The organism is Moraxella cuniculi DSM 21768 (assembly GCF_900156515.1).
GTDB lineage: Bacteria > Pseudomonadota > Gammaproteobacteria > Pseudomonadales > Moraxellaceae > Moraxella > Moraxella cuniculi.
Genome location: NZ_FTNU01000003.1, coordinates 49,437 through 75,483, shown reverse-complemented (window position 1 = coordinate 75,483; position 26,047 = coordinate 49,437). Strand labels below are relative to the sequence as shown.

Genomic DNA, 26,047 nt, shown 5'->3' with positions numbered 1-26,047 from the left:
CAAGCATTACCTTTTATATTATTGAGAGTATCATGGAAAAAAAAGCTTTATTGTACACTGGCAAAGCCAAATCTGTTTATGAAACTGACGATCCTGATTTATTGGTTTTGCATTTTCGCAATGATGCCAGTGCGTTTAATGGCGAAAAATTGGCAAGCCTTGATCGCAAAGGCATGGTAAACAACCGCTTTAATGCCTTTATTATGCAAAAACTTGCCGAAGCAGGTATTGAGACACATTTTGAAAAACAACTGTCTGATGAGGAAGTGTTGGTAAAACGCCTGAAAATGATTCCTGTTGAGGCAGTTGTGCGTAATTATGCTGCTGGTGGCTTGATGAAGCGTTTGGGATTGGCCGAGGGCTTGCCACTGCTACCACCAACTTATGAACTGTTTTATAAAGATGACGGACTGGGTGATCCGATGTTGTCCGAATCAACCGCTATCGCTCTTGGTTATGCCACTGCTGATGAGCTGGCACAAATGCAGACATTGACCATGAAAGTCAATGAAGTACTATCTAAACTGTTTGATGATGCAGGCTTGATGTTGGTTGATTTTAAGCTGGAATTTGGTCTGTTCCATGGGCGAGTGGTGCTGGGCGATGAGTTTTCGCCAGATGGTTGCCGTTTGTGGGATAAGCAAACCAAGAAAAAGCTAGACAAAGACCGCTTCCGTCAAGGCTTGGGCGATGTGGTTGAGGGCTACGAAGAAGTCGCTCGCCGTATCGGTGTGCCGCTATAAATATAAAATCTACACCACAAGTCAAACAGCTTGTGGTGTTTGATGATTGCAACTGATATTGATATTGGATTATCGTCATGTATTTTCAGATGTATAAGATTGTTGCCTATATTCCAGAAAATGCACTCGAGAGTGTAAAAAATGCAATGTTTGAGGCAGGTGCAGGGCATTTTGGTAATTATGAATGTTGCAGCTGGCAAACTTTGGGCGTTGGACAGTTTCGACCTTTGGCTGGAGCGAACCCAACCATAGGGACAGTTGGCGAAATCACCCAAGTGTCCGAATGGAAAGTTGAAATGATCGTGGCGGAGAATAAGCTGTGCGATGTTGTTGCCGCCTACAAGCAAGCACACCCCTATGAAGTACCAGCCTACGAAGTATATCAGACTGTCGATGTTGAGGATTATTAAGCCAGCATTATCAACCTTCAAAGTAAAATTTGAAGGTTTTTATTTGCCTACGAGATGGTTGCTCATGAATCGGATTTGCCATCACCCAAGCATAACAGGATTAAGCATTGGCAAAACAAACGCTTTTTTGCCAATCACACAAATTAGCACTATCCATCTGAAAAGATAAAAATTTAATATAAATAATAAAATTTGTTAATTAAACTTATTATATTTGCTCTTTTTATGTGATGTTTTTTGTGCTATGATAATTCAATTTAGCAATTTCTTGGACGGATAATTAAGGGAATTGACACCATGTCGCAACCGATGACCAAAGATGAATTTTTGCAACTCAAGCAACAAGGGTACAGTCATGTACCGCTTATCAAAAAACGCTTGATGGACGATGCTACGCCAGTGGCAGTTTTTGCCAATATTCGCAAACTCAATCCAAAGGCGTATTTGTTTGAATCTGTGGTGGGCGGCGAACGCTTTGCACGCTATTCGATGATTGGGCTGGGCAAGGGCGTGTATTTTGAGTATCAAGACGGCACCATGCGTGTTGGTTCTGAACTTGTTGGTACGGTATCGAGCCAAAAAACAGACAAGCCCTTTGATGAAATTCGCCGCTTTATGCAGCAATTTCGTATGCCGTCAGCGACTGAAATTGTAGATTTGCCAGTATTTAGCGGTGGCTTGGTGGGTTATTTTGGCCATGATTTGATTCGCACCATTGAGCCAAGTGTCGGGCAATCAGATGCACCCAACCCTTTGAATTTGCCAGATTTGTGGCTTATGCTATCAACCGAGGTTGTGGTTTTTGATAATCTTGAGCATACTTTGTCCATTGTGGTGTATGCCAATTGTGATGTAGAAAATGGCTATGAAGATGCATTACAGCGTCTGCAAGCAATTGAGCAAGCGGTTGCACAAAAAGCGGATTTGAGCACCGCAACCAGAGCCAAGCCAGAATTTGTTTCACAAACGGGCAAAGAGAAGTACTGCGAAGATGTCAAAAAAATCAAAGAATATATCTTAGCTGGTGATGTGATGCAGGTTGTACCAGCCCAAAGACTGAGTGCTGATTTTGATGGCGATGCGTTGTCGGTGTATCGTGCACTTCGCTATCTGAACCCTTCACCGTATTTGTTCATCGTGCATGGCGAGACTTTTGGTACAGATAAGTCGCCTTTTGATATTATTGGTGCATCGCCTGAAATTTTATCCCGTATCGAAGATGGCATGGTTACGGTCAGACCATTGGCTGGGACACGCAGGCGTGGTCAAGATGCAGCAGAGGATTTGGCACTGGAGCAGGAGCTGTTGGCTGACCAAAAAGAAATCGCCGAACATTTGATGTTGATTGACTTGGCTCGTAATGATATTGGGCGTGTCTGCCAAGTGGGTTCAGTGCAAGTTACTGATAAGATGTTTATTGAGCGATATTCGCAAGTGATGCATATTGCCAGTAATGTTGAGGGCGTTGTGCGAGATGATGTTGATGCACTTGATGTGTTTTGTGCTACTTTTCCAGCAGGGACGCTCTCTGGTGCACCAAAAATTCGTGCTATGCAGATTATTGATGAAGTTGAACCAGTACGCCGCACAGTGTTTGGCGGGGCGGTGGGCTATGTGGGCTGGCACGGCAATATGGATACCGCCATCGCCATTCGTACAGCAGTCATGAAAGATGGCAAGGTTCATGTGCAAGCAGGTGCAGGCGTGGTGGCGGATTCAGATCCTGTTGCCGAATGGGAAGAAACCAACAAAAAAGCCTTGGCTTTGGTGAAGGCGGTGGAGCTGGCTTGTGATGGATTAAATATCTAATAATTGCTTTGCTGATTGACCTTTTGTTGCTTATGACGATTTGAGAATTTGCACCGATTGTAAGCAAGTCAGATCGCATGGCATTGACAGATTGGCTAAGCTGCCAGAGTCTTAATGGGCGAAAAAATCTGGCAGCTGTGCATCAAGTTGTCAGCATGGCAGTTGATGGGCGGTATTTTGGGGCGTTTTCTGAAAAAAATAATCCAAATAAAATCAATGATTTATAAAAATATCTCAGATTTTTTATGAAAAAATAAAAAAAACGCTTGCACAATCTGAAAAATTTGCTATTATATGCACCACTTAGGAAATACACCGCCGGCTTAGCTCAGTTGGTAGAGCAACTGACTTGTAATCAGTAGGTCGCCAGTTCGATTCCGGCAGCCGGCACCATTTTCCAAGTATTATCAGGTCAAGCCCATCGACATTTTGTGGGCTTATCTTTTACCAAGACCAGTAAAAGCAAACCTTTTCAATTTGGTGGGGTTGGGGAGCGGTCAAACCCAACAGACTGTAACTCTGTCGCGAAAGCTTCGAAGGTTCGAATCCTTCCCCCACCACCATTATTCACTACCTAAGTTTACTACCCTGCGGGTGTAGTTTAGTGGTAGAACCTCAGCCTTCCAAGCTGATGGTGCGGGTTCGATTCCCGCCACCCGCTCCATATTTGCTCTTGTAGCTCAGGGGTAGAGCACTCCCTTGGTAAGGGAGAGGTCACGAGTTCAATTCTCGTCAAGAGCTCCATATACAACCCCTTGAAACTCAATGGTTTCAAGGGGTTCGGTTTTGGTAACGATGTGTTGCTTATCATAAAGGAGGTATCATGCGGTATTTTAATAAGTCATTTGGGGTAATTATATAGCATGATGCCTATGGGCGTGTGCTAAATATCCATTTATCATGCGTCCAAGCCCATCAAAGTCTGGCTGTGGTCGGGCTTTTTTAATGTCTAAAATCAGCCACAGGGTTTTGGGGATATTTCTTGGACGCTTTTATTTGTCATAAATAAGAGTATTAACAATGGCTGTCCAACTTATTTTAAATCAACAAACACAAACTGCAGGCAAGGGCGTGCCTGTAAAAATCCACACCACAGACATTGATAGCGAGACTTTGGCACAATTGCACAAAATGTCAAAGCTGGGCTTTATCCATTCACACATTGCAGTCATGCCAGATGCACACATGGGCAAGGGGGCGACTGTGGGTAGCGTTATTGCAACCAAAAATGCCATCATTCCAGCGGCTGTTGGCGTTGATATTGGTTGTGGCATGAATGCCATACGCCTAAGCCTAAAGGCTCATCAGCTGCCTGATAATTTATCGACATTACGCAACGCCATCGAACGCATGGTTCCTGTTGGCTTTGCTCAGCATAGGCAAGTTTTGGCAAAAGCATCAACGCTGGCACCGCTTGACAAGCGATTGCGGCTGATTACTGATAAACATCCAGCACTGCGTCGTATGTTGCGACAATTTGATGCCACATGGCAAAAACAGCTGGGAACTTTGGGTGGTGGCAATCATTTTATTGAGATATGCCTTGACGAAAGTGATGATGTTTGGGTGATGTTACACTCAGGATCGCGTGGCATAGGCAATGTGATTGGCAGCTATTTTATTGAGCGCGCCAAAAAAGAAGCACAAGACCGTTTTGGACGGGCACCAGATAGTGATTTGTCTTATTTTGTCGAAGGTTCGTCAAGTTTTGATGATTATATGCAGGCGGTTGAGTGGGCTCAAGAATATGCTTTTCATAATCGCCGTGAAATGATGAGAGTGATTTTGGAGGCAATGCGTCCATTGTTGCCGAAATTTTTTGCAACCAAAGAAGCAATCAATTGTCATCATAATTATGTGCAACGAGAGTTGCATTTTGGCGAGATGGTTTTTGTTACTCGCAAAGGGGCGATTTCGGCACAACAAGATGAGTACGGCATCATACCGGGTTCAATGGGGGCAAAATCCTACATTGTCAAAGGGCGAGGCAATGCAGACTCTTTTTGTTCATGCTCACATGGAGCGGGTCGCCGTATGAGCAGGGCAAAAGCAAAATTGCTGTTTAATCAGCAGGATTTGATTGAGCAAACTCAAGGTGTCGAGTGTCGCAAAGACAAAGGTGTGCTCGATGAGATACCAGCTGCCTACAAGGATATTGATAGCGTCATGGCAAATCAGCAGGATTTGATTGAGGTGGTGCATACTTTGCGTCAAGTGCTGTGCATCAAAGGTTAATCTGCTAACAATTTTTAAGGACAATTATGGAAAAAATAACGATTATCTTGCCCAAATCAGGCAAGGGAAGAAACTTGGCAAGTTTATCACCCCTAATGAAAAAAGGTGGCAAATTTGCCAGTGAAAAACCTCGAGCCACTCATCGCCGTCAGCGAAAATCAATCAAGCTGCAACTGCGACAGGGCAGGAGTGATTGGCTCATTGATTAGTCAAAAACTAATACAGGCAGAGCAAAGAGAAAAGTCATAAAATCTTGATTGGGTGTTTTCAAGGGCAATCTAGTGTGATATAATGACTGTTGATATGACAACCGTTTTGTCTGATTGGACCAAAGCATTGTCATAGAAGTTTTATTAACAAAACGAGGAAACCATCATGGCAAAGGCCAAGTTTGAGCGTGTAAAACCACACGTAAACGTTGGTACCATCGGTCACGTTGACCATGGTAAAACCACTCTAACCGCTGCTATCGCAACCGTTGCTGCTAAGCATCACGGTGGTGAAGCAAAAGACTACGCTGCTATTGACTCAGCTCCTGAAGAAAAAGCGCGTGGTATTACCATTAACACTTCTCACATTGAGTACGACACTGCAAACCGCCACTACGCACACGTAGACTGCCCAGGCCATGCTGACTATGTTAAAAACATGATCACTGGTGCAGCTCAGATGGACGGTGCTATCTTGGTTGTATCAGCAACTGACGGCCCAATGCCACAAACTCGTGAGCACATCCTACTATCTCGTCAGGTTGGTGTACCATACATCATGGTATTCATGAACAAGTGCGACATGGTAGATGACGAAGAGCTACTAGAGTTGGTTGAAATGGAAGTGCGTGAGCTACTATCAGACTACGACTTCCCAGGTGATGACACCCCAATCATCAAAGGTTCTGCCCTAGAAGCCCTAAACGGTGCTGACAGCAAATACGGTGAGCCTGCAGTTTTGGAACTGCTAGACACTCTAGACAGCTATATCCCAGAGCCTGAGCGTGATATCGATAAGTCATTCCTAATGCCAATCGAAGATGTATTCTCAATCTCAGGTCGTGGTACTGTAGTAACTGGCCGTGTAGAATCAGGCATCATCAAAGTTGGTGACGAAATCGAAATCATCGGTATCAAACCAACTGCAAAAACTACCTGTACTGGTGTTGAAATGTTCCGCAAATTGCTAGACGAAGGTCGTGCAGGTGAGAACTGTGGTATCCTACTTCGTGGTACTAAGCGTGAAGAAGTTCAGCGTGGTCAAGTACTTGCTAAGCCAGGTTCAATCACACCACACACCAAGTTTGATGCAGAAGTGTATGTACTATCAAAAGAAGAAGGTGGTCGCCACACGCCATTCCTAAATGGCTATCGCCCACAATTCTACTTCCGTACCACTGACGTAACTGGTGCCATCACTCTACAAGAAGGCACAGAAATGGTTATGCCAGGCGATAATGTTGAGATGAGCGTTGAGCTAATCCACCCAATCGCTATGGACAAAGGTCTACGCTTCGCTATCCGTGAAGGTGGCCGTACCGTAGGTGCTGGTGTTGTTGCTACTGTTAAAGACTAATCACAACACCTTATAAAGCAAGCTCCTTTTGGGGCTTGTTTTTTTTGGAAATTTTTTATAAAAATGCTTGCAAAAAATAAAATCTCTGCTATAATAGTAAGCCTTAACACCCTAGGCGATTGGCTCAATTGGTAGAGCATCGGACTCCAAATCCGAGGGTTGGGGGTTCGAGTCCCTCATCGCCTGCCATCTTATTTCTCACACCATTCTTTTAATTTCATAAAAATTGGTCATTCCAAGGCAAGTTCCTGCATGAGTGATAATAAAGACAATTTGGACATCCAAAAATCCGTACGCTCTGATATTAATGAGCAAAAACAACCAATCACCGTCTCAAAAGAAAGCGTGGTAGAGGTTGCCAAAAAACATTCAGCCAAAGACATGATCTTGTGGCTGCTTGCTATTGTTGCAATGATTTTGGCAACATTGGTATCGCAGTATTTGCCAAGATATTGGGCGGCGGCAAACGATATCTGGGTACAAATCGGTATCACGGTGGCGCTGGTTGTATTTGGCTTTGTTTGCTTGGCGTTCACCAATCAGGGTAGTGCATTCAAAACATTGCTAAAAGATGCAGGAATTGAATTAAGACGCATTACTTGGCCGAGCAAAGATGAGACCACGCGTTATACATGGCAGGTCATCGTTGTGATGATTATCATCGGGGTCATCATTTGGTTGCTTGATTTATTTTTTAACTATATTATTGGCTTTATTATTTAAAATATTAATTATTGTTAAGGATTGGATTGATGCGTTGGTATATTATTCAAGCATTTTCTGGCTACGAAAATCAAGTTCAGCGTTCGCTTATTGAGCGAATCAAACGCAGCGAATTTGCGGATAAATTCGGTGAGGTGCTGGTACCAACCGAAGAAGTGATTGAGATGCGTGAGGGCAAAAAACGCACCGTGCAACAAAAGCTGTTCCCTGGCTATGTGCTGATTAATATGGAAATGAACGAAGATACTTGGCATATTGTAAAATCATGTCCAAATATTACAGGTTTCGTTGGTGGCACGCCCGAAAATCCAGCACCAATCACCAAAGTTGAGGCGGATCGTATTTTAAATCGCATCAACAAGACAGGTGATGCACCGCGTCCAAAAACAATGTTTGAGCCGGGCGAGGAAGTGTTGGTCATTGATGGACCATTTACTGACTTTAAAGGCTTGGTCAAAAAAGTCGATTATGATAAATCAAAACTGCATTTGACAGTAAGTGTGTTTAATCGCCCAACTGAAGTGGAGCTTGAATTCACAAAAGTTGAAAAAATTAACTAACTGCTGTATAATATATGGTTTGGGTCTTAGGATTCGTCCGAGACTGAATTTTCACTGGGGAGCTGAATAAGCGTTTACCCATATCGGAGAGAGTATTATGGCAAAGAAGATTGATGGCTACATCAAGCTACAAGTGCCTGCTGGCAAAGCAAATCCATCACCACCAATTGGTCCAGCTTTGGGTCAAAAAGGTGTGAATATCATGGCTTTCTGTAAAGAGTTCAATGCTGCATCAGCAAACATTGAGCCGGGTTTGCCAATTCCTGTTGTTATCACAGTATTTAATGACAAATCATTCACTTTTGTGATGAAATCACCACCTGCAGCTGTACTATTGCGTAAGGCGGCGGGTATTGCTAAAGGTTCAAGCACGCCACACAGTGCTAAAGTTGGTACGGTTAATCGTGCACAACTTGAAGAGATTGTTAAAACCAAGCAAGCAGACCTAACTGCTGCTGACCTTGATGCAGCTGTTCGTACCATTGCTGGTACAGCGCGCTCAATGGGCATCACTGTGGAGGGTGTATAATGGCTAAGCTAACTAAGCGTCAGCAACTAATCAAAGAGCGTGTAGATAGCAACAAGCTATACACCATCGAAGAAGCGGTTGCAATTTTGAATGATTTGCCAGCGGCTAAATTCAAAGAATCGATTGATATTGCCATCAACCTAGGTGTTGATCCTCGTAAATCAGACCAAGTGGTTCGTGGTGCAACCAACCTACCTGCAGGAACTGGTAAAACCAAACGCGTTGCTGTATTTGCACAAGGTGCTGCTGCTGAAGCTGCAAAAGAAGCAGGTGCAGATGTTGTTGGTTTTGAAGATTTGGCAGAAAGCATCAAAGCTGGCAATATGGACTTTGATGTTGTTATCGCCTCACCAGATGCGATGCGTATTGTTGGTCAATTGGGTACAATTCTAGGTCCTCGTGGCTTGATGCCAAACCCAAAAGTTGGCACAGTAACTGCTGATGTTGCAACTGCGGTAAAAAACACCAAAGCAGGTCAGGCACAGTATCGTGTTGATAAAGCTGGTATTATCCATGCTTCAATCGGTCAAGTTGGCTTTACTGGTGAGCAAATTGAGCAAAACGCAACAGCACTGCTTAACGATCTAAAGCGTGCTAAGCCTGCAACCTCAAAAGGTATTTATATCAAAAAAATCACACTTTCTAGCACAATGGGTCCGGGTATTGCTATCGATCCAGTGCCGCATCGTGTAAACAAGTGATCAGATTTGTAATATAATTTGAAATTGATTTGATATAACAATGGTGGCATAAGTTAGTATTATGCCACTTATAATAGATTTTATTATTAGTTCAGCACAACGGGTTGTGCTGTCTAAGACCGTAGGCACTGCATTGCAGTTTAATGTCCAACACCTACGCAGACGGTGAGACTATTGTCAGCCGTATTGGTGCAAGCAGTGATGCTTGTGAAATTGGCTTATTGCTTAGATTGAGCAATAAAACTGGAGACAACCCATGGCACTAAATCTTCAAGACAAACAAGCAATTGTTGCTGAAGTAAATGAAGCTGCCAAAGGTGCGCTCTCTGCTGTAGTTGCCGACTCGCGCGGCGTTGCAGTAGCACAGATGACCGAACTTCGTAAAGCTGCTCGTGAAGCAGGTGTTGATATGCGTATCGTGCGTAACACTTTGTTGCGTCGTGCCTTGTCAGACACTGCTTTTGAGTGCATGAACGATGTATTCGTTGGTCCTACTTTGATTGCATTTTCGAACGAACACCCAGGTGCAGCAGCACGCTTGTTCAAAGAATTTGCCAAGACCAATGACAAGTTCGAAATCAAAGGCGCAGCTTTTGAAGGTGAATTTATTGACGCAAAATCTATCGATCGCTTAGCAACACTACCGACCTACGACGAAGCTATTGCTCGCTTGATGGGTACGATGAAAGAAGCTGCAGCAGGCAAATTGGCTCGCACATTGGCAGCACTTCGCGACAAGATGGAAGCAGAAGCGGCTTAATTTACCGTTTAATTTTACTTTTTATTTTTATACCTTTATTTAGGAATAATTGCTATGTCACTAACTAATGAACAAATCCTAGACGCAATCGCGGCAAAATCAGTTATGGAAATCGTTGAGCTTATCTCTGCGATGGAAGAAAAATTCGGCGTATCAGCAGCAGCTTTGGCAGCAGCTCCAGCAGCTGGTGGCGACGCTGGTGCAGCAGCTGAAGAAAAAGACGACTTCAATGTTGTTCTAACCAACGGCGGCGATAAGAAAGTAGCTGTGATTAAAGTTGTTCGTGAAGTAACTGGTTTGGGTCTAAAAGAAGCCAAAGATTTGGTTGAAGGTGCACCACAAACTGTTAAAGAAGGTGCTTCTAAAGCAGAAGCTGAAGAGCTTAAGAAGAAGCTTGAAGAAGCTGGTGCAAGCGTCGAGCTTAAATAATTGTTTTGAGAAGGTGGCAGATTTGTCATCAATCAAAAAATTATCGCACAAAAACGACAATGTGATTGCATTGTCGTTTTTTATTGTAAAATATTGATGGTTTGGGACAGCTGATTTGATTTGGCAAATTTCTTTGTTGATAATCAGATTAATAAAGTAAAACAGCACCGTGTATTAAAGCTGTTGATTTTTGAATTAAGTTGATTGGATTTGGATACTCTGGCTATTTTACAGTGTATTTAGTTGTGGATACTCAAGGTAAAATATAGTTTTGTTAATAAACTCTGGCTTGTGGATTGACCACACGCAATATCACAAGAAAAATTTCATCAGCTGACTTGCTTTATATGCCTTTTTTTATTATAATTTGTTATTTGACCTTTTGTGTAAGCATTTTGACAACAAAATGGTTGGCACGCCCAAAAAGGACAAACGCACCGATGCAAGTTCAGACAGTTTTTGGCATATCATGACTAAACTAGGTACCAGAAGGTATTTGGTGTTTTGTTGTGTCTGCTGTTCTTGCGTTTGCCCATAAAAGTTCAAAATCGGTGCATCATGAGCAAATTGCAACGATTTGCAAAAGTTTGAAATCGCCCAATGATTTGGGAATGTTTGGCAGTGTTTGCCTGTTGGCAACATAAATTTAGTTAATCTAAGGAATCTTAATGGCATATTCTTATACCGAAAAGAAACGTATTCGCAAAAGTTTTTCAAAGCTTCCAGATGTCATGGATGTGCCGTATCTGCTCGCCATTCAAGTGGATTCTTATGAGCAATTTCTACAAGAGCACAAAAAACCCAAAGCCCGTGCCAATGTGGGTTTGCAGGCAGCATTTTCGTCAATTTTCCCAATAGAGAGCCACTCTGGCAATGCTCAGTTGCAGTTTGTGGAATATTATCTGGGTGAGCCTGAGTTTGATGAGCGTGAATGCATCATGCGTGGCTCGACTTTTGCTGCACCATTGCGTGTAAAAATTCGCTTGGTTATCAAAGACAAAGACAACAAAACTGCCATTAAAGATGTCCGTGAACAAAGCGTCTACATGGGCGAAATTCCGCTTATGACGGATAATGGTACTTTTATCATCAATGGCACAGAGCGTGTGATTGTTTCACAATTGCACCGTTCACCTGGCGTATTTTTTGATCATGACAAGGGAAAATCGCACTCAAGCGGTAAGGTGCTTTATAATGCTCGTATCATTCCTTATCGTGGTTCATGGCTTGATTTTGAGTTTGATGTCAAAGACTTGGTCTATGCTCGTATTGACCGTCGCCGCAAGTTGCTTGCCACCATTATTTTGCGTGCCATCGGCATGGATACCGCACAAATTTTGGATACCTTTTTTGACAAAGTGGAAGTATTCAAGGGCGAAGAGTCTTTTGAGATTGAGCTGATTGCTGATCGCTTAAAGGGCGAAATGGCACAGTTTGATATTGTTGATGCAGAAGGTAAGGTTATCGTTGAGCAAGGTCAGCGTATCAATGCTCGCCGAATCAAGCAAATCATTGATGCTGGCTTGACCAAATTGGCAGTGCCTGATGAGTACCTTTATGAACGCATCATTGGCGAAGATGTTATCGTGGCGGACGAAGTTATCGTGCGTGCCAACACCTTGATCGATCATGAAGTATTGGTAAAACTGGCTGAAAAAAATGTAAAATCATTTAAGATTTTGTTCACCAATGACATTGATCATGGCTCATTCATCGCTGATACTTTGCGTGCCGATACAGTATTGACGCGTGAAGAGGCATTGATTGAGATTTATAAAGTCATGCGTCCCGGTGAGCCACCAACGCTAGAAACTGCCGAAAAATTATTTGAATCAATGTTCTTTAGCCAAGAGCGTTATGACCTATCCAATGTTGGTCGTATGAAGTTTAATCGCCGCTTGGGTCGCGAATTTGTCGAAACCGATGATATTGATGTGCAGCGTGATCAAGGCGTGCTGTCAAATCAAGATATCGTTGATGTGCTAAAAGAACTGATTGAGATTCGCAATGGTCGTGGCGAGGTTGATGACATTGACCACTTGGGCAACCGCCGTATTCGCTCGGTTGGTGAAATGACCGAAAACCAATTCCGTATCGGTTTGGCTCGTGTGGAGCGTGCGGTAAAAGAGCGTTTGACCACAGCGGATTCGGACAATTTGTCGCCACAAGATTTGATTAACTCAAAACCTGTTGCCGCATCGATTAAGGAGTTTTTTGGTTCAAGCCAGTTGTCGCAATTTATGGATCAAAACAACCCGCTGTCTGAAATCACCCACAAACGCCGTGTTTCGGCACTTGGCCCAGGCGGCCTGACTCGTGAGCGTGCAGGCTTTGAGGTGCGAGATGTGCATACCACGCATTATGGTCGTGTATGTCCAATCGAAACGCCCGAAGGTCCAAACATTGGTTTGATTAACTCGTTGGCGGTATTTGCCAAGACGAATAATTTTGGCTTTTTGGAAACGCCATATCGCCGTGTGGTTGATGGTCGTGTTACCGATGAGATTGAGTATGTCTCTGCCATTGAAGAAGTTGGCATGGTGATTGCACAGGCTGACTCGCCAATGAACGAAAATGGTGAGCTGACCGAAGAGATGGTCAGTGTGCGTTATGATGGTGAATTTGTCCGCATGAGTGCTGATAAAGTTACCCATATGGATGTTTCGCCTCGTCAGGTTGTGTCTGTTGCTGCAAGCCTTATTCCATTTTTGGAGCATGATGATGCTAACCGTGCCTTGATGGGCTCGAACATGCAACGCCAAGCAGTACCAACTTTGCGTAGCGACAAACCGCTTGTCGGTACGGGCATGGAACGCCATGTTGCACGAGACAGCGGCGTATGCGTGGTTGCCAAGCGTGGCGGAGTTATTGAGGAGGTTGATGCCAGCCGTATCATTGTGCGTGTCAATGAAGACGAAATGACCGCAGGTGAGGCAGGTATTGATATTTATAACCTGATTAAATACACTCGCTCAAACCAAAATACCTGTATCAACCAACGCGTTATTGTCAATGAAGGCGATGCGATTGCTCGTGGCGATATTTTGGCAGATGGTCCGTCTACCGATTTGGGCGAGTTGGCATTGGGTCAAAATATGCGTGTGGCATTCATGCCGTGGAATGGTTATAACTTCGAAGACTCAATTTTGTTGTCTGAGCGAGTGGTGCAAGAAGATCGCTTTACCACCATTCATATCCAAGAGCTGACCTGTGTGGCTCGTGATACCAAACTTGGCCCTGAAGAGATTACTGGCGATATTCCAAATGTCGGTGAAGCTGCTCTTGCCAATTTGGACGAGGCGGGCATTGTTTATATTGGTGCTGAAGTGGACGCTGGTGATATTTTGGTGGGTAAAGTTACACCAAAAGGCGAAAGTCAGCTAACTCCAGAAGAAAAACTGCTGCGTGCAATTTTTGGTGAAAAAGCTGCCGATGTTAAAGATACTTCATTGCGTGTGCCATCATCGACCAAAGGTACGGTGATTGATGTGCAGGTGTTTACCCGTGATGGCTTGGAAAAAGACAGTCGAGCCAAAGCCATTGAAAAGGCGATGCTTGATAATTATCGTAAAGATTTAAAAGAAGAGCTGGTTATCTTTGAGGCGGCGGCACGAGGTCGTATCTTAAGTTTGCTTGATGGCAAGAAAGTCTCAGGCGGTGCTGGCTTTAAATCAGGTACGGTGCTGACTTTGGCAGATCTTGAAAATCTACCGCTGGAGAGCTTGCTTGACATTCAACCTGCCGAAGAAGAAGTGTCAGAACGCCTGCAACAAATCGCTGAGTTTTTGAGCGATAAACAAAAAGACATTGATAATAAATTTGCCGAGAAAAAACGCAAATTGACACAGGGCGATGATTTGGCACATGGCGTGCAAAAAATCGTCAAAGTGTATCTGGCGGTCAAACGCCGCATCCAACCCGGTGATAAAATGGCAGGTCGCCATGGTAACAAAGGGGTTGTATCACGCATTATGCCAGTTGAGGATATGCCTTATGATGAAAACGGCAATCCTGTGGACATCGTGCTAAATCCACTTGGTGTACCTTCTCGTATGAACATTGGTCAGGTGCTTGAGACGCACTTGGGCATGGCGGCTCGTGGTTTGGGCGATCGCATTAATGATATGCTCCGTTCACAAGCAAGTATTGCCGAGTTGCGTGAGTTCTTGGACAAGATTTATAACCAAGTTGGTGGGGAACAAGTGGATCTTGATAGCTTGTCTGATGAAGATTTGTTGGCACTTTGCCAAAACCTAAAAGGCGGTGTGCCGATGGGTACTGCGGTCTTTGATGGTGCAAAAGAAACGCAAATCAAGCAATTGCTTGAGTTGGCAGGCTTGTCTACCACAGGTCAGCAAACGCTGTACGATGGTCGCACGGGCAAGAAGTTTGATCGCCCTGTAACCGTTGGTTATATGTATATGCTAAAACTTAACCACTTGGTTGATGACAAGATGCACGCTCGTTCAACAGGTTCATATTCGCTGGTAACGCAGCAGCCATTGGGCGGTAAGGCTCAGTTTGGTGGTCAGCGTTTCGGTGAGATGGAAGTCTGGGCATTGGAGGCATACGGTGCAACTTATACCTTGCAAGAGATGCTGACAGTCAAATCAGACGATGTTGAAGGTCGTACCAGAATGTACAAAAACATCGTTGATGGCGAGCAATACATGACCCCGGGTATGCCAGAGTCGTTCAATGTATTGACCAAAGAGATTCGCTCGCTGGGCATCAACATTGATCTGAAAGAAAAAAAGTAAATTAGCCAAGACCGCATTTGCCCAAACTGTCCTGTGCGATGGTTTGGGACTAAAGATTAGAAAATTAACGGAGAAACCTTTTGAAAGATTTATTAGATATCATGAAAGGCCCTGCTGATGGCGGTGTGAAAGAGTTTGACAGCATTCAAATTTCTTTGGCATCACCTGAGGCCATCAAATCTTGGTCGCATGGCGAGGTAAAAAAGCCTGAAACCATCAATTACCGCACCTTTAAGCCTGAGCGTGATGGTTTGTTCTGTGCCAAAATCTTTGGACCTGTGAAAGATTTTGAATGCTTGTGTGGCAAATACAAACGCCGCAAATTCCAAGGCATTATTTGTGAAAAATGTGGCGTTGAGGTAACTGCTGCCAAAGTGCGTCGTGATCGCATGGGTCATATTGAGCTTGCTAGCCCTGTGGCTCATATTTGGTTCTTGAAATCTTTACCAAGCCGTATTGGTTTGTTGCTTGATATTACTCTGCGTGATATTGAACGCGTGCTATATTTTGAGAGCTATATCGTAACCGATCCGGGCATGACTAGCCTTGATAAGTATCAATTGCTTGATGACGAAGAGTATTTTACTGCCCTTGAGCAATATGGCGATGAATTTGTTGCCAAGATGGGTGCAGAAGCCATTCAAGACTTGCTAAAAGACATTGATGTTGATGGTGAGATTGATGAGCTGCGTGCCGCCATTCCGCAAACAGGCTCTGAAACCAAGCTAAAGAAAATGTCAAAACGCTTGCAATTGCTTGAGTCATTCCGTGATTCAAACAACAAGCCTGAATGGATGGTGATGACAGTATTGCCTGTATTGCCACCTGATTTGCGTCCATTGGTACCGCTTGAAGGTGGTCGTTTTGCCACTTCAGATTTGAACGATTTATACCGCCGTGTTATCAACCGTAACAACCGCTTGAAGCGTTTGCTTGAATTGAACGCACCTGATATTATCGTGCGAAATGAGAAGCGTATGCTACAAGAGGCGGTAGATGCTTTGCTTGACAATGGTCGCCGTGGTCGTGCTATTACAGGCTCAAACAAGCGTCCGCTAAAATCATTGGCAGACATGATTAAAGGTAAGCAAGGTCGTTTCCGCCAAAACTTGCTGGGTAAACGAGTGGATTATTCGGGTCGTTCGGTGATTGTGGTCGGTCCGACATTGCGTCTGCATCAGTGTGGTTTGCCAAAGAAAATGGCACTTGAGCTATTTAAACCATTTACCTATGCTAAGTTATTACAAAATGGCATTGCCAGCACCATCAAGGCTGCCAAAAAAATGGTTGAGCGTGAAGAGCCAGCAGTTTGGGATATGTTGGCGATGGTCATTCGTGAGCATCCAGTCCTGCTAAACCGTGCACCAACCCTGCACCGTTTGGGCTTACAGGCGTTTGAGCCTGTGCTGATTGAAGGTAAAGCAATCCAGCTGCACCCCTTGGTCTGTGCGGCATTTAACGCTGACTTTGACGGCGACCAAATGGCGGTACATGTGCCATTGACACTAGAAGCACAGCTAGAAGCTCGTGCATTGATGATGTCTACCAATAACATCTTGTCTCCAGCGAACGGCGAGCCGATTATCGTACCATCACAAGATGTGGTATTGGGCTTGTATTATATCAGCCGTAGCCATGTGGCAGCTCGCGGTGAGGGCATGATTTTTAGCACAGTCAATGAGGCATTGCGTGCCATCGGTTCAGAAGATTTGAGCGTCAATGCAAAAATCAAAGTGCGTGTTGCCGAGACCATCTTGGACGAAAAAACTGGCGAAAAGGTCAGCCGTTCAACCATTTACGACACTGTTGCGGGTCGTTTGTTGATTTGGAATATCATGCCTGAAGGCATGGCGTTTGATGAGTGCAACACTGAGATGACCAAAAAGAACATCTCAAAACTTTTAAACTCTTGCTATCGCAAACTTGGCGTAAAAGAATCGGTATTGTTTGCCGACCATTTGATGTATCTAGGTTTTGCTCAAGCAACCTTGTCTGGTATTTCAATTGGTATGGAAGACATGGTAATTCCGCCAACCAAAAAACAAATCGTTGACGCTGCTGATGCCGAAGTGCGTGATATTGAACATCAGTTTGAGCAAGGCTTTGTAACCGCAGGTGAGCGATACAATAAGGTTGTTGATATCTGGGCAAGAACATCGGACAAGATTGCCAATGCAATGATGGAAAACCTATCAACAGATGAAGTTGTCAATGCTGATGGTCAAGCCGAGCAACAAAAATCATTTAACTCAATCTACATGATGGCGGATTCTGGTGCTCGTGGTAGTGCAACGCAGATTCGTCAGTTGGCTGGTATGCGTGGCTTGATGGCAAAGCCAGATGGCTCGATTATCGAAACGCCAATTAAGGCAAACTTCCGTGAAGGTTTGACCGTTTTGCAGTACTTTATCTCAACACACGGTGCGCGTAAAGGCTTGGCTGATACCGCCCTAAAAACTGCAAACTCAGGTTATCTGACCCGTCGTTTGGTTGATGTGGCACAAGACTTGGTCATCACCCAAGATGATTGTCATACACAAGCAGGTCAGCGTATGGCACCTGTGATTGATGGTGGCGAAATCGTTGAGCGTTTGGGCGATCGTGTATTGGGTCGTGTGGCAGCATCCGATGTTGTCAATGCCGATGGTGAGGTGGTTGTTGCAGCTGGCACTTTGATTGATGAGCGTCTGGTCGAAAAACTTGACACCAATGCCATTGATGAAGTGTATGTGCGTTCGGTCATCACTTGTGAAGCTGCTCAAGGCGTATGTGCAAAATGCTATGGCCGTGATTTGGCACGAGGTCATTTGGTAAATATCGGCGAATCTGTCGGCGTTATGGCTGCCCAGTCAATCGGTGAACCGGGTACACAGCTGACCATGCGTACTTTCCACGTGGGTGGTGCCGCTTCGGCAGCCTCGGTGGACAACAGCGTCTCTGTTGGTAATGCAGGTTCGGTTCGTTTCCACAACATGAAAACGGTAGAGCATACCGATGGGCATTTGGTCATCGTATCTCGTTCTGCGGAGATTGGCGTGGCGGACAGCCAAGGCCGTGAGCGTGAACGCTACAAAGTGCCTTATGGCTCAAGCGTCTTGGTGCGTGATGGCGATGCAGTAGAGGCAGGTCAGGTGATTGCCAAATGGGATCCGCATACCCACCCAATCATCACCGAATTCTCTGGTACGGCTCGCTTTAGTGATATTACCGATGGCATGACTGCAACGGTCAAGGTTGATGAAATAACAGGCGTTAGCTCTTTTGAGATTCTGCCAAGCAAAGATCGCCCCGGTATTGCCAAAGATTTACGCCCAGCGATTATTCTTGATACCGATTCTGGCAAAGAAGTGGTGTATTTCTTGCCAAACGATACCATTATCCGTGTGGCAGATGGTGAACAAGTTGCAGCAGGTTCGGTCTTGGGTCGTGTACCGCAAGCAACCTCAGGTACCAAGGATATTACGGGCGGTCTGCCACGCGTGGCTGATTTGTTCGAAGCTCGCCGTCCAAAAGATCATGCCATCATGGCAGAGATTAGCGGTGTAGTGAGTTTTGGTAAAGAAACCAAAGGCAAAAACCGCTTTATCATCACTGCCGAAGATGGCACTGTCCATGAGGAATTAATTCCAAAATGGCGTCAAATCAATGTCTTTGAGGGTGAAACGGTCGAGCGTGGTGAAGTTGTGTCAGATGGACCACAAAACCCGCATGATATTTTGCGTCTAAAAGGCGAAACAGCACTTGCCAATTATATTGTCAATGAAGTGCAAGAGGTATATCGCTTGCAGGGCGTAAAAATCAATGATAAGCACATTGAAGTGATTGTGCGTCAGATGTTACGCAAGGTTGAGGTGATTGATGGCGGTGATTCGAGCTACTTTAAGGGCGACCAAGCAGAGTACTCAAAAATCCGTGCATTGAATGCCGAATTGCAGGAGAATAACAAATTCCCTGTGCAGTACGAACGCCAATTGCTGGGCATCACCAAAGCAAGTCTGGCAACCGAAAGCTTTATTTCGGCAGCATCATTCCAAGAAACCACACGCGTCTTGACTGCCGCTGCGGTCATGGGCAAGGTTGATGATTTGAGCGGTCTAAAAGAAAATGTCGTGGTGGGTCGTTTGATTCCAGCAGGTACAGGATTGGCTTATCATCAAAACCGCCAACGCAAAGCACAAAATGTTGCTGACAGTCAGGTTCAGGCAGATGATCTGCTGGCAGAGACATTGCTTGGCGATACCGCTGGCAGCGTTGAGGACAGCTTTGCCAAGGCATTTGCTGACGAACTTGGTTCACAAGAGTAAACCTGCCATCATAACAAAAGCTCGTTTGATAACGGGCTTTTGTTTTTTTTGAGCTTGATAAATTTAGTCCGCCAAAAGCTGGTCTGAGCTACAGACAAGGTGGCAGGGTTTGGCGAAATTTACCTTGACAGATGGCGTGATTATTATGATCGTGTTGGGCTTTGCCAGAAATTTGCTACTTGGTATTTGATTGAGTGATGGTTGGCAAACCATTGGCAAGAGCCAGTATTCCAAGATTTCATATTGATAGTGGCATTTGTCTATTGCAAAATTTAGCCAATGCGTGTATAACATTAATTTTTTCACCGAAGGATTTACCATGACTTTATCTCTCAATAAAGACAAGATTCGTTTTTTGTTGCTTGAGGGCGTACACGAAAATGCACTGAAGGTATTAAACGAAGCAGGTTATACCAACATTGAATACATCAAATCTGCACTTGATGAGGCAGAATTGATTGAAAAAATCAAAGATGCTCACTTTATTGGTATCCGCTCTCGCACGCAGCTGACACGCAAGGTGCTGGAGGCTGCCCAGAAGCTGATTTGTATCGGTTGCTATTGTATTGGCACGAACCAAGTTGATCTTGAGGCGGCGTTGGAGCTTGGCATTCCAGTGTTTAATGCACCATTTTCAAATACTCGCTCGGTTGCCGAATTGGTGCTGGCTGAGACCATCATGTTAATGCGTGGTGTACCTGAGAAAAATGCCGTTGTGCATCGTGGTGGCTGGAATAAGTCTGCCAAAGACAGTTACGAAGTGCGTGGCAAAACGATGGGTATCGTGGGCTATGGCTCAATCGGCTCACAATTGTCGGTGCTGGCTGAAAGTCTGGGCATGAGAGTTATTTATCATGATGCTGTAACCAAATTGCCGCTGGGCAATGCTGTACAAGTGGGCAGCCTAGATGAGCTGCTGGCGAAGGCAGATGTGGTAACTTTGCATGTGCCTGATTTGCCAAGCACTCGCAATATGATGACCGCCAAAGAATTTGCCCAAATGAAAGACGGTGCGTTTTTTATTAATGCTGCTCGTGGTGGTTGTGTGGATATTGATGCATTGGCTGATGCACTGGCAAGCAAAAAACTGCTGGGAGCGGCGATTGATGTTTTTCCAAAAGAGCCAAAATCTGCCGATGAGGAGTTTGAGTCGCCATTGCGTGCCTTTGATAATGTTATCCTAACCCCACATGTTGGTGGCTCTACCCAAGAGGCACAAGCCAATATCGGCTTGGAGGTTGCGGAGAAATTTGTTCGCTATTCAGATCAAGGCGATACCACCAGTGCGGTGAATTTCCCCAATGTTGCCATTCCTTTTGCCGAAGGTACGCACCGCTTATTGCATATTCACCGCAATGTCCCTGGTGTGCTGTCGCAGATTAACGCCTCTTTTGCCGATGCAGGGATCAACATTGCAGCCCAATCGCTGATGACCAAGGGTGATATTGGTTATTTGGTGATGGATGTTGATGATAACGATTCGGACAAGGCATTGCAGCGTTTGCGTGCTGTGGCTGAAACCATTCGTGTGCGTGTGTTGTTTTGATAAACTGGCATAAATGACCGTCTGTATGGACAATTTGCCATGATTGACAAGCTGCTGGGTTACTGGCGGCTTTGTTTTTTGCATGGCTTTGTGCTTTAAGCGTGTTATTTGCCAATATCTTTGTGATAAAATGCTGTGAACGAACAATAAAAGAGGTAATAATGAGCAAACAATACGATTATGACTATCTTGCCATCGGTGGCGGCAGTGGCGGCATTGCTTCTGCCAATCGTGCAGCCAGTTATGGTAAAAAATGTGCCATCATCGAGGCACGCCATGTGGGCGGCACTTGTGTCAATGTTGGCTGCGTGCCAAAAAAAGTCATGTGGTATGCCGCACACATTGCCGAGGCTTTGGGCAAATATGCTGCCGATTATGGCTTTGGGGTTGGTGAGTATCAGTTTGATTTTGCCAAATTAATCCAATCTCGTCAAAGCTACATTGACAGAATCCATCAGTCGTACAAGAATGGTTTTGCAAAAAACCAAGTTGAGCTGATTGACGGTTTTGCACGCTTTGTTGATGAGCATACCGTGCAAGTTACCGATGGTGATGGCAAAGTTAGCACGATTACCGCTGAGCATATTTTGATTGCGACAGGTGGCAAGCCTGTGCGAGCCGATGTTGCGGGTAGTGAATATGGCATTGATTCTGATGGGTTTTTTGAGCTTGATGAGCTGCCAGAATCGGTTGCGGTCATCGGAGCGGGCTATGTGGCGGTGGAGATTGCAGGTGTGCTGAACGCACTTGGGGCAAAGACGCATTTATTTGTGCGTGGCAAGCGACCGCTTAGACGCTTTGATGGGGATATTGTTGAGGTGCTAACGCAGACCATGAGCCAGCAGGGCATTGTGCTGCATACTGATTCTGATGTGGCGCGCATTGACAAGAATCATGACGACAGCTATACCGTCGTGCTAAAAGATGGTCGCAGTCAGACGGTGGCGTGCGTGATTTGGGCAACAGGGCGTGTGCCTGCAACGGCGGATTTGAACTTGGATAAAGTTGGTGTAGCGGTTAATAGCCGAGGTCAAATCAAGGTTGATAAATTCCAAAATACCACAGCCAAGCAGATTTATGCCGTTGGCGATATTATCGAAGGGGGCATTGAACTGACCCCTGTGGCGGTGGCGGCTGGGCGTAGATTGGCAGAGCGATTGTTCAATAATAAGCCTGATGAGCATTTGCAATATCATCTTGTGCCAAGCGTGATATTTAGTCACCCGCCGATTGGTACGGTTGGACTTAGTCAAAAAGATGCCGAAAGCCAGTACGGTGCCGAAAATATCAAGGTGTATACCGCCAATTTTACGCCAATGTACAGTGCGGTAACGCAGCACCGTGAACCATGCCGCATGAAACTCATCTGTCTGGGCGATGATGAGAAAATCATCGGTCTGCACGGCATTGGGTTTGGGGTTGATGAGATGATTCAGGGCTTTGCTGTTGCCATTAAGATGGGGGCAACAAAGGCTGATTTTGATAATACGGTCGCCATTCACCCAACAGGGGCGGAGGAATTTGTTACCATGCGTTAAGTGTAATTTAATAATTAATCAACGATATGCCACAAAATCCTTGGCAGTCGAAGCAATCCCCATCGCCCAAAAATCTAGAATTCATCGAGCGGTGGGGATTTTGTCAAACACTTAAAAACTACAAACTCACTATCGGTGATTGTTTATTATCACTAATTACATAATTTTACAAATCAGTAGTAATTTGTAAGAAATTGTAAAAGTGATTGCTTGGCTGTGCTTTTTGTAATATCTTGACAACGCTATTTATTAGGGAGTGCCTATGTTTAAAAACAGTGCTGATTTTAGACAGCATTTCAATTCAGAGCAAATTATTTCTTTGGATTTGTCTTATCTGTCTGATGATATTGAAAGCTGGTGGAATAAAGAAGTTAAGATAGATAGTGGATTTTTTGCTAAGAAAATATCACTAACCCATTTGCTACTTACTAAAATAACCCCATCAGATTACACGATATTTAATAATTTGAGCAGGGCTAATAAATTTGTTTCTGGTATTGTTTTACATAATTTATTTAAGATAGACAGCTCAGATTTGGCTTTGTTGGTTCATAAATCTTTAGCTGATATTTTTAATTTAATTGATATTAAATATCCATATGAAGATCATAAGGCTTTATATTTAAAAAAATCCAAAAAACAAGTTGGGGAATGGGGTAATGGATCTGGAGATATTTCGTTGCACTCCGATGACTTGTATGAAGACATCAGTGCTGATTATTTGGCACTTACCACTTGCAGGGACTTAAGCAATACACCAACCTCTTATGCACTAGCCAAAGATATTTTGAATTGTCTAACTGATGATGAGCTGAATATTTTGCTAAATATTGAAGCAAACTTTATTTCGGGAAAAAATGTTAATGGCTTAAAGATTAAAAAGCATAAGATTTTAGAGTTTTGTGAGCAACGAGGATTTCTTTGCAGGCTGGATTTTCGTATCGATGATTTTAATGGTCAAAGAATGACGATTGCGAATGAAAATCCATCAAAGGCGGAGATTGATGTTTTTGATAAACTATTCACCATATCAAAAGCAATCAGTCATAACACGGTTGATAATGGCTTAGGTTCATTTTTAATTATTGACAATTATAAAGTTTTGCACGCTAGAAGCAATATTAAATATTATCCTAGTGAAGGGTATGATTGTCCAAAAGATGCGTTTCGACTTCTTTACAGAAGTAAAGGTCCGAGAAAGCAGTTTTTTGATGCCAGTAATGCGAGGTATTTTTGGTGAGCCTGTTACAAAACAATTCATTTCAAGCGGGGCTTAAGGATTCGATTTCTTTTGGGCTTGCTTTTATTTTTTTGTACATTCCGATTGGGGCATTGGGGGCAAGTCAAAACTTAAGTCTTATGGAGGTGATGGCAACCAGTTTGCTGATTTTCTCAACGCCGCTACAGTTTGTCTTGGTGCAAAGCTATGAGGCTGGATTGACTTTGTTGCCGATGATTTTGGCGTTGAACTCTCGTTTTATTTTAATGTCCTCTGCTCTTTCGTTGTACCTAAAACAAACCTCAATCAAAAAAATCATGGCATCAAGCATCTTAATCGTGCCATCGGTTTTTTCGGCAAGCATTTCTCGCTTTAAAAATCAACAAGAGGATTATTTTGTGTATTTTTTGGGCGTTGGCATTCCCATTTATCTTGCGTCCATTTTATCAACGCTTATCGGTTATTACCTCGGAGCCAGTATCGCCTCGCCGCTTTTTTATGAAGTGATAAAAATCGTGTTGCCGCTACAATTTACCGCTCTTGCTGCCAAGCATTGGCCGGATTATTTTGATGTCAGTGCTTATTGGATTGGCTTGATTCTTGCCCCTGTGTTTTTGTTATTGTTAAAAGAGTACACAATGCTGATAGCCCCTTTTGCGATTGGTATCTCAATTGCACTATTTGACAAGCTGGGGAGAAAAAATGGCTAATTTTACTTTTTTGCTGGTGTTTTCTGCGATAACGATTTTTATTTTTCGGGTTTTTCCATTTTTATTTAAAAATAATAAATATCTGAATGATAAAGACAGTTTTCTTTATAAATCAATCAGTTATTCTGCTCAAGCGATGATTGGCTTGATTGTTTTTAACAGTGCGTTTTCAGGCAAGAATTTAACACAATTGGTTGAAACTGCCGATGTTAAAGATCTAATCAAGCTGTTGTTTTTGATTTTAACCTTTGTTATCACCATCAAAACCAAAAAAATCATACCAAGTTTCTTATTTTTCTTGGTGGTGTATGGTTTGATTGTGTATTTTTTGGGCTGATTGTTGCAGCAAAAACAGCTACCAAATCGCGGTCTTCAAATTGTGGCTAAATATAAAAAGCACCTTGATGGACAATGGTGCTTTTTGTGTGTCTGATTGGCAAGTGTTAGCTTGCTTGACGATTGGCGATTACGCCCAAAGCGTGTGTGAATAAATCAAATACGGTGTGGTATTTGTCGCTGTCATCATCAAGTGTTGGGTTAAATTCGGTGATTTCAAAGGCCTTTACCACTGGCAAGCCAAGCAATTTGTCAAAAATCAAACGCAAGTCATCAGGCTGATAGCCGTTCGGTTCAGGCGTGCCTGTGGCAGCGATGAGCGAGCTGTCCAAAGCGTCCACATCAAAGCTGACATAGACAGCGTCAAGTTGGCTAAGTTTGTCAATAAGCTGGCTGAGTATCTGACCAAGTGGCAGTTTGTCGCCACCAATCACTGCCTGATCCTGTGCATCATAGGCGAACATTTGTTGGGTTGCTAGCAGGTGTCGCTCGGGTGCTTCATAGCTACGCAAACCCAAGAAAAACACATCGCTTGACATGATGCCTTGGTGCGTGGATAGCTGCTTGAGTGCTTGCCATTTTTGCTGTGTGTGGGTATCAATCGTCTGTGTTTGACAGTCGGTATTATCCAGACGCAGCACCGCAGCCAGTGGCATTCCGTGCATATTGCCTGATGGTGTGGTGAATACCGAATGCAAATCGGCATGAGCATCAATCCACACCACGCCAACACGAGCATCGTGATGATGATTCATGAATGCTGACAAATTGCCCATTGCGTTGGAATGATCGCCACTGATGATGACAGGGAAGTTGCCATTTTGTTCAATGTTGCCAAGCAATTTGTGCGATAAAGGGACGAGCTTATCACGAAAAAACGGCAACAAATGCTCGATATATTTGGCAGCAGGGTGGGCTGGTGGCTGGGTGATTTTGTCGGCGATGATACGGTGCGTATCGTGGGCAAATCGCTTGGCGTGCTTGCTTATCAAATCCACCCCATGTACTGTGCCGTGCTTGCCTGCACCAATGTCAGAATACACTTCAATAAACTCAATATTCATTATCAATCCTTAATAGTTAGTTGTGTTATATTTGTCAAAAATAGCAACCCAACCTTGCTGATTGGGTATTTGTTATCCTGCCAAGTTGCTTATTGTAGCACACTG

21 protein-coding genes and 5 tRNA genes are annotated in these 26,047 nt (G+C 44.1%); 25 read left to right on the top strand and 1 reads right to left on the bottom strand.

The window, feature by feature from the left end:
* Nucleotides 1-32 precede the first annotated feature (32 nt).
* From purC to BW928_RS02995, 25 genes are all read left to right on the top strand, one after another.
* Nucleotides 33-743 (top strand): phosphoribosylaminoimidazolesuccinocarboxamide synthase, encoded by a 711-nt coding sequence (gene purC / locus BW928_RS03115; protein WP_076554783.1) that lies wholly within the window; start codon nucleotides 33-35, stop codon nucleotides 741-743.
* An 89-nt stretch (nucleotides 744-832) separates the two neighbouring features.
* Complete coding sequence (locus tag BW928_RS03110; protein WP_076554860.1) at nucleotides 833-1,153, top strand: YqfO family protein; 321 nt, start codon at nucleotides 833-835, stop codon at nucleotides 1,151-1,153.
* Nucleotides 1,154-1,462: 309 nt separating this feature from the next.
* Complete coding sequence (gene trpE, locus BW928_RS03105; RefSeq protein WP_375537526.1) at nucleotides 1,463-2,962, top strand: anthranilate synthase component I; 1,500 nt, start codon at nucleotides 1,463-1,465, stop codon at nucleotides 2,960-2,962.
* Nucleotides 2,963-3,039: 77 nt separating this feature from the next.
* Complete coding sequence (locus tag BW928_RS11610; RefSeq protein WP_158078463.1) at nucleotides 3,040-3,189, top strand: hypothetical protein; 150 nt, start codon at nucleotides 3,040-3,042, stop codon at nucleotides 3,187-3,189.
* Nucleotides 3,190-3,279: 90 nt separating this feature from the next.
* Nucleotides 3,280-3,355: transfer RNA gene (locus tag BW928_RS03100), tRNA-Thr, on the top strand.
* Between the two features lie 86 nt (nucleotides 3,356-3,441).
* Nucleotides 3,442-3,525: transfer RNA gene (locus tag BW928_RS03095), tRNA-Tyr, on the top strand.
* A gap of 27 nt (nucleotides 3,526-3,552) precedes the next feature.
* Nucleotides 3,553-3,626: transfer RNA gene (locus BW928_RS03090), tRNA-Gly, on the top strand.
* 5 nt (nucleotides 3,627-3,631) lie between these two features.
* A tRNA-Thr gene (locus BW928_RS03085) sits at nucleotides 3,632-3,706 on the top strand.
* A gap of 276 nt (nucleotides 3,707-3,982) precedes the next feature.
* Nucleotides 3,983-5,197, top strand: coding sequence for an RtcB family protein (locus tag BW928_RS03080; RefSeq protein ID WP_076554781.1), 1,215 nt, complete (start codon nucleotides 3,983-3,985; stop codon nucleotides 5,195-5,197).
* 26 nt (nucleotides 5,198-5,223) lie between these two features.
* Nucleotides 5,224-5,406: a hypothetical protein gene (locus tag BW928_RS03075; RefSeq protein WP_076554780.1), complete on the top strand. Its 183-nt coding sequence runs from the start codon at nucleotides 5,224-5,226 to the stop codon at nucleotides 5,404-5,406.
* A gap of 166 nt (nucleotides 5,407-5,572) precedes the next feature.
* Nucleotides 5,573-6,763 (top strand): elongation factor Tu, encoded by a 1,191-nt coding sequence (gene tuf / locus BW928_RS03070; protein ID WP_076554779.1) that lies wholly within the window; start codon nucleotides 5,573-5,575, stop codon nucleotides 6,761-6,763.
* Nucleotides 6,764-6,876: 113 nt separating this feature from the next.
* Nucleotides 6,877-6,952 (top strand) — tRNA-Trp (locus BW928_RS03065).
* Between the two features lie 63 nt (nucleotides 6,953-7,015).
* Nucleotides 7,016-7,486, top strand: coding sequence for a preprotein translocase subunit SecE (gene secE, locus BW928_RS03060; RefSeq protein WP_076554778.1), 471 nt, complete (start codon nucleotides 7,016-7,018; stop codon nucleotides 7,484-7,486).
* A gap of 29 nt (nucleotides 7,487-7,515) precedes the next feature.
* The gene (gene nusG / locus BW928_RS03055) at nucleotides 7,516-8,046 is read left to right on the top strand and encodes a transcription termination/antitermination protein NusG (RefSeq protein ID WP_078310296.1); all 531 of its coding nucleotides are present in this window, start codon (nucleotides 7,516-7,518) and stop codon (nucleotides 8,044-8,046) included.
* Nucleotides 8,047-8,143: 97 nt separating this feature from the next.
* Nucleotides 8,144-8,575, top strand: coding sequence for a 50S ribosomal protein L11 (gene rplK, locus BW928_RS03050; RefSeq protein WP_076554776.1), 432 nt, complete (start codon nucleotides 8,144-8,146; stop codon nucleotides 8,573-8,575).
* Nucleotides 8,575-9,276, top strand: a complete 702-nt coding sequence (gene rplA / locus BW928_RS03045; RefSeq protein ID WP_076554775.1) for a 50S ribosomal protein L1 — start codon at nucleotides 8,575-8,577, stop codon at nucleotides 9,274-9,276. The genes rplK and rplA overlap by 1 nt, the downstream gene beginning before the upstream one ends.
* A 256-nt stretch (nucleotides 9,277-9,532) precedes the next feature.
* Nucleotides 9,533-10,036, top strand: a complete 504-nt coding sequence (rplJ, locus tag BW928_RS03040; RefSeq protein WP_076554774.1) for a 50S ribosomal protein L10 — start codon at nucleotides 9,533-9,535, stop codon at nucleotides 10,034-10,036.
* Between the two features lie 54 nt (nucleotides 10,037-10,090).
* The gene (rplL, locus tag BW928_RS03035; RefSeq protein ID WP_076554773.1) at nucleotides 10,091-10,465 is read left to right on the top strand and encodes a 50S ribosomal protein L7/L12; all 375 of its coding nucleotides are present in this window, start codon (nucleotides 10,091-10,093) and stop codon (nucleotides 10,463-10,465) included.
* A 668-nt stretch (nucleotides 10,466-11,133) separates the two neighbouring features.
* Nucleotides 11,134-15,225 carry a DNA-directed RNA polymerase subunit beta gene (rpoB, locus tag BW928_RS03025; RefSeq protein WP_076554771.1) on the top strand — a complete coding sequence of 1,364 codons (4,092 nt, stop codon included), beginning with the start codon at nucleotides 11,134-11,136 and terminating at the stop codon, nucleotides 15,223-15,225.
* Between the two features lie 80 nt (nucleotides 15,226-15,305).
* Entirely contained in the window at nucleotides 15,306-19,529 is a 4,224-nt protein-coding gene (gene rpoC / locus BW928_RS03020; protein WP_076554770.1) for a DNA-directed RNA polymerase subunit beta', read from the top strand.
* A gap of 319 nt (nucleotides 19,530-19,848) precedes the next feature.
* Entirely contained in the window at nucleotides 19,849-21,075 is a 1,227-nt protein-coding gene (gene serA, locus BW928_RS03015; protein ID WP_076554769.1) for a phosphoglycerate dehydrogenase, read from the top strand.
* Between the two features lie 161 nt (nucleotides 21,076-21,236).
* Complete coding sequence (gorA, locus tag BW928_RS03010; RefSeq protein ID WP_076554768.1) at nucleotides 21,237-22,613, top strand: glutathione-disulfide reductase; 1,377 nt, start codon at nucleotides 21,237-21,239, stop codon at nucleotides 22,611-22,613.
* A 262-nt stretch (nucleotides 22,614-22,875) separates the two neighbouring features.
* On the top strand, nucleotides 22,876-23,853 hold the full coding sequence (locus BW928_RS03005) for a hypothetical protein (protein ID WP_076554767.1): 978 nt from the start codon (nucleotides 22,876-22,878) through the stop codon (nucleotides 23,851-23,853).
* Nucleotides 23,850-24,542 carry an AzlC family ABC transporter permease gene (locus BW928_RS03000; RefSeq protein ID WP_076554766.1) on the top strand — a complete coding sequence of 231 codons (693 nt, stop codon included), beginning with the start codon at nucleotides 23,850-23,852 and terminating at the stop codon, nucleotides 24,540-24,542. Before BW928_RS03005 ends, BW928_RS03000 begins: the two co-directional genes overlap by 4 nt.
* Nucleotides 24,535-24,879 (top strand): AzlD domain-containing protein, encoded by a 345-nt coding sequence (locus BW928_RS02995; protein ID WP_076554765.1) that lies wholly within the window; start codon nucleotides 24,535-24,537, stop codon nucleotides 24,877-24,879. The genes BW928_RS03000 and BW928_RS02995 overlap by 8 nt, the downstream gene beginning before the upstream one ends.
* 106 nt (nucleotides 24,880-24,985) lie before the next feature.
* Here the strand turns inward: BW928_RS02995 and BW928_RS02990 are convergent, their stop codons facing one another.
* Entirely contained in the window at nucleotides 24,986-25,942 is a 957-nt protein-coding gene (locus BW928_RS02990) for an arginase family protein (RefSeq protein ID WP_076554764.1), read from the bottom strand.
* Nucleotides 25,943-26,047 lie beyond the last annotated feature (105 nt).

Excerpts from the sequence above, each read along its gene's own strand:
- purC (WP_076554783.1), top strand. The coding sequence starts at position 33 with ATGGAAAAAAAAGCTTTATTGTACACTGGCAAAGCCAAATCTGTTTAT.
- BW928_RS03110 (WP_076554860.1), top strand. The coding sequence starts at position 833 with ATGTATAAGATTGTTGCCTATATTCCAGAAAATGCACTCGAGAGTGTA.
- trpE (WP_375537526.1), top strand. The coding sequence starts at position 1,463 with ATGACCAAAGATGAATTTTTGCAACTCAAGCAACAAGGGTACAGTCAT.
- BW928_RS11610 (WP_158078463.1), top strand. The coding sequence starts at position 3,040 with ATGGCATTGACAGATTGGCTAAGCTGCCAGAGTCTTAATGGGCGAAAA.
- BW928_RS03080 (WP_076554781.1), top strand. The coding sequence starts at position 3,983 with ATGGCTGTCCAACTTATTTTAAATCAACAAACACAAACTGCAGGCAAG.
- BW928_RS03075 (WP_076554780.1), top strand. The coding sequence starts at position 5,224 with ATGGAAAAAATAACGATTATCTTGCCCAAATCAGGCAAGGGAAGAAAC.
- tuf (WP_076554779.1), top strand. The coding sequence starts at position 5,573 with ATGGCAAAGGCCAAGTTTGAGCGTGTAAAACCACACGTAAACGTTGGT.
- secE (WP_076554778.1), top strand. The coding sequence starts at position 7,016 with ATGAGTGATAATAAAGACAATTTGGACATCCAAAAATCCGTACGCTCT.
- nusG (WP_078310296.1), top strand. The coding sequence starts at position 7,516 with ATGCGTTGGTATATTATTCAAGCATTTTCTGGCTACGAAAATCAAGTT.
- rplK (WP_076554776.1), top strand. The coding sequence starts at position 8,144 with ATGGCAAAGAAGATTGATGGCTACATCAAGCTACAAGTGCCTGCTGGC.
- rplA (WP_076554775.1), top strand. The coding sequence starts at position 8,575 with ATGGCTAAGCTAACTAAGCGTCAGCAACTAATCAAAGAGCGTGTAGAT.
- rplJ (WP_076554774.1), top strand. The coding sequence starts at position 9,533 with ATGGCACTAAATCTTCAAGACAAACAAGCAATTGTTGCTGAAGTAAAT.
- rplL (WP_076554773.1), top strand. The coding sequence starts at position 10,091 with ATGTCACTAACTAATGAACAAATCCTAGACGCAATCGCGGCAAAATCA.
- rpoB (WP_076554771.1), top strand. The coding sequence starts at position 11,134 with ATGGCATATTCTTATACCGAAAAGAAACGTATTCGCAAAAGTTTTTCA.
- serA (WP_076554769.1), top strand. The coding sequence starts at position 19,849 with ATGACTTTATCTCTCAATAAAGACAAGATTCGTTTTTTGTTGCTTGAG.
- gorA (WP_076554768.1), top strand. The coding sequence starts at position 21,237 with ATGAGCAAACAATACGATTATGACTATCTTGCCATCGGTGGCGGCAGT.
- BW928_RS03005 (WP_076554767.1), top strand. The coding sequence starts at position 22,876 with ATGTTTAAAAACAGTGCTGATTTTAGACAGCATTTCAATTCAGAGCAA.
- BW928_RS02995 (WP_076554765.1), top strand. The coding sequence starts at position 24,535 with ATGGCTAATTTTACTTTTTTGCTGGTGTTTTCTGCGATAACGATTTTT.
- BW928_RS02990 (WP_076554764.1), bottom strand. The coding sequence starts at position 25,942 with ATGAATATTGAGTTTATTGAAGTGTATTCTGACATTGGTGCAGGCAAG.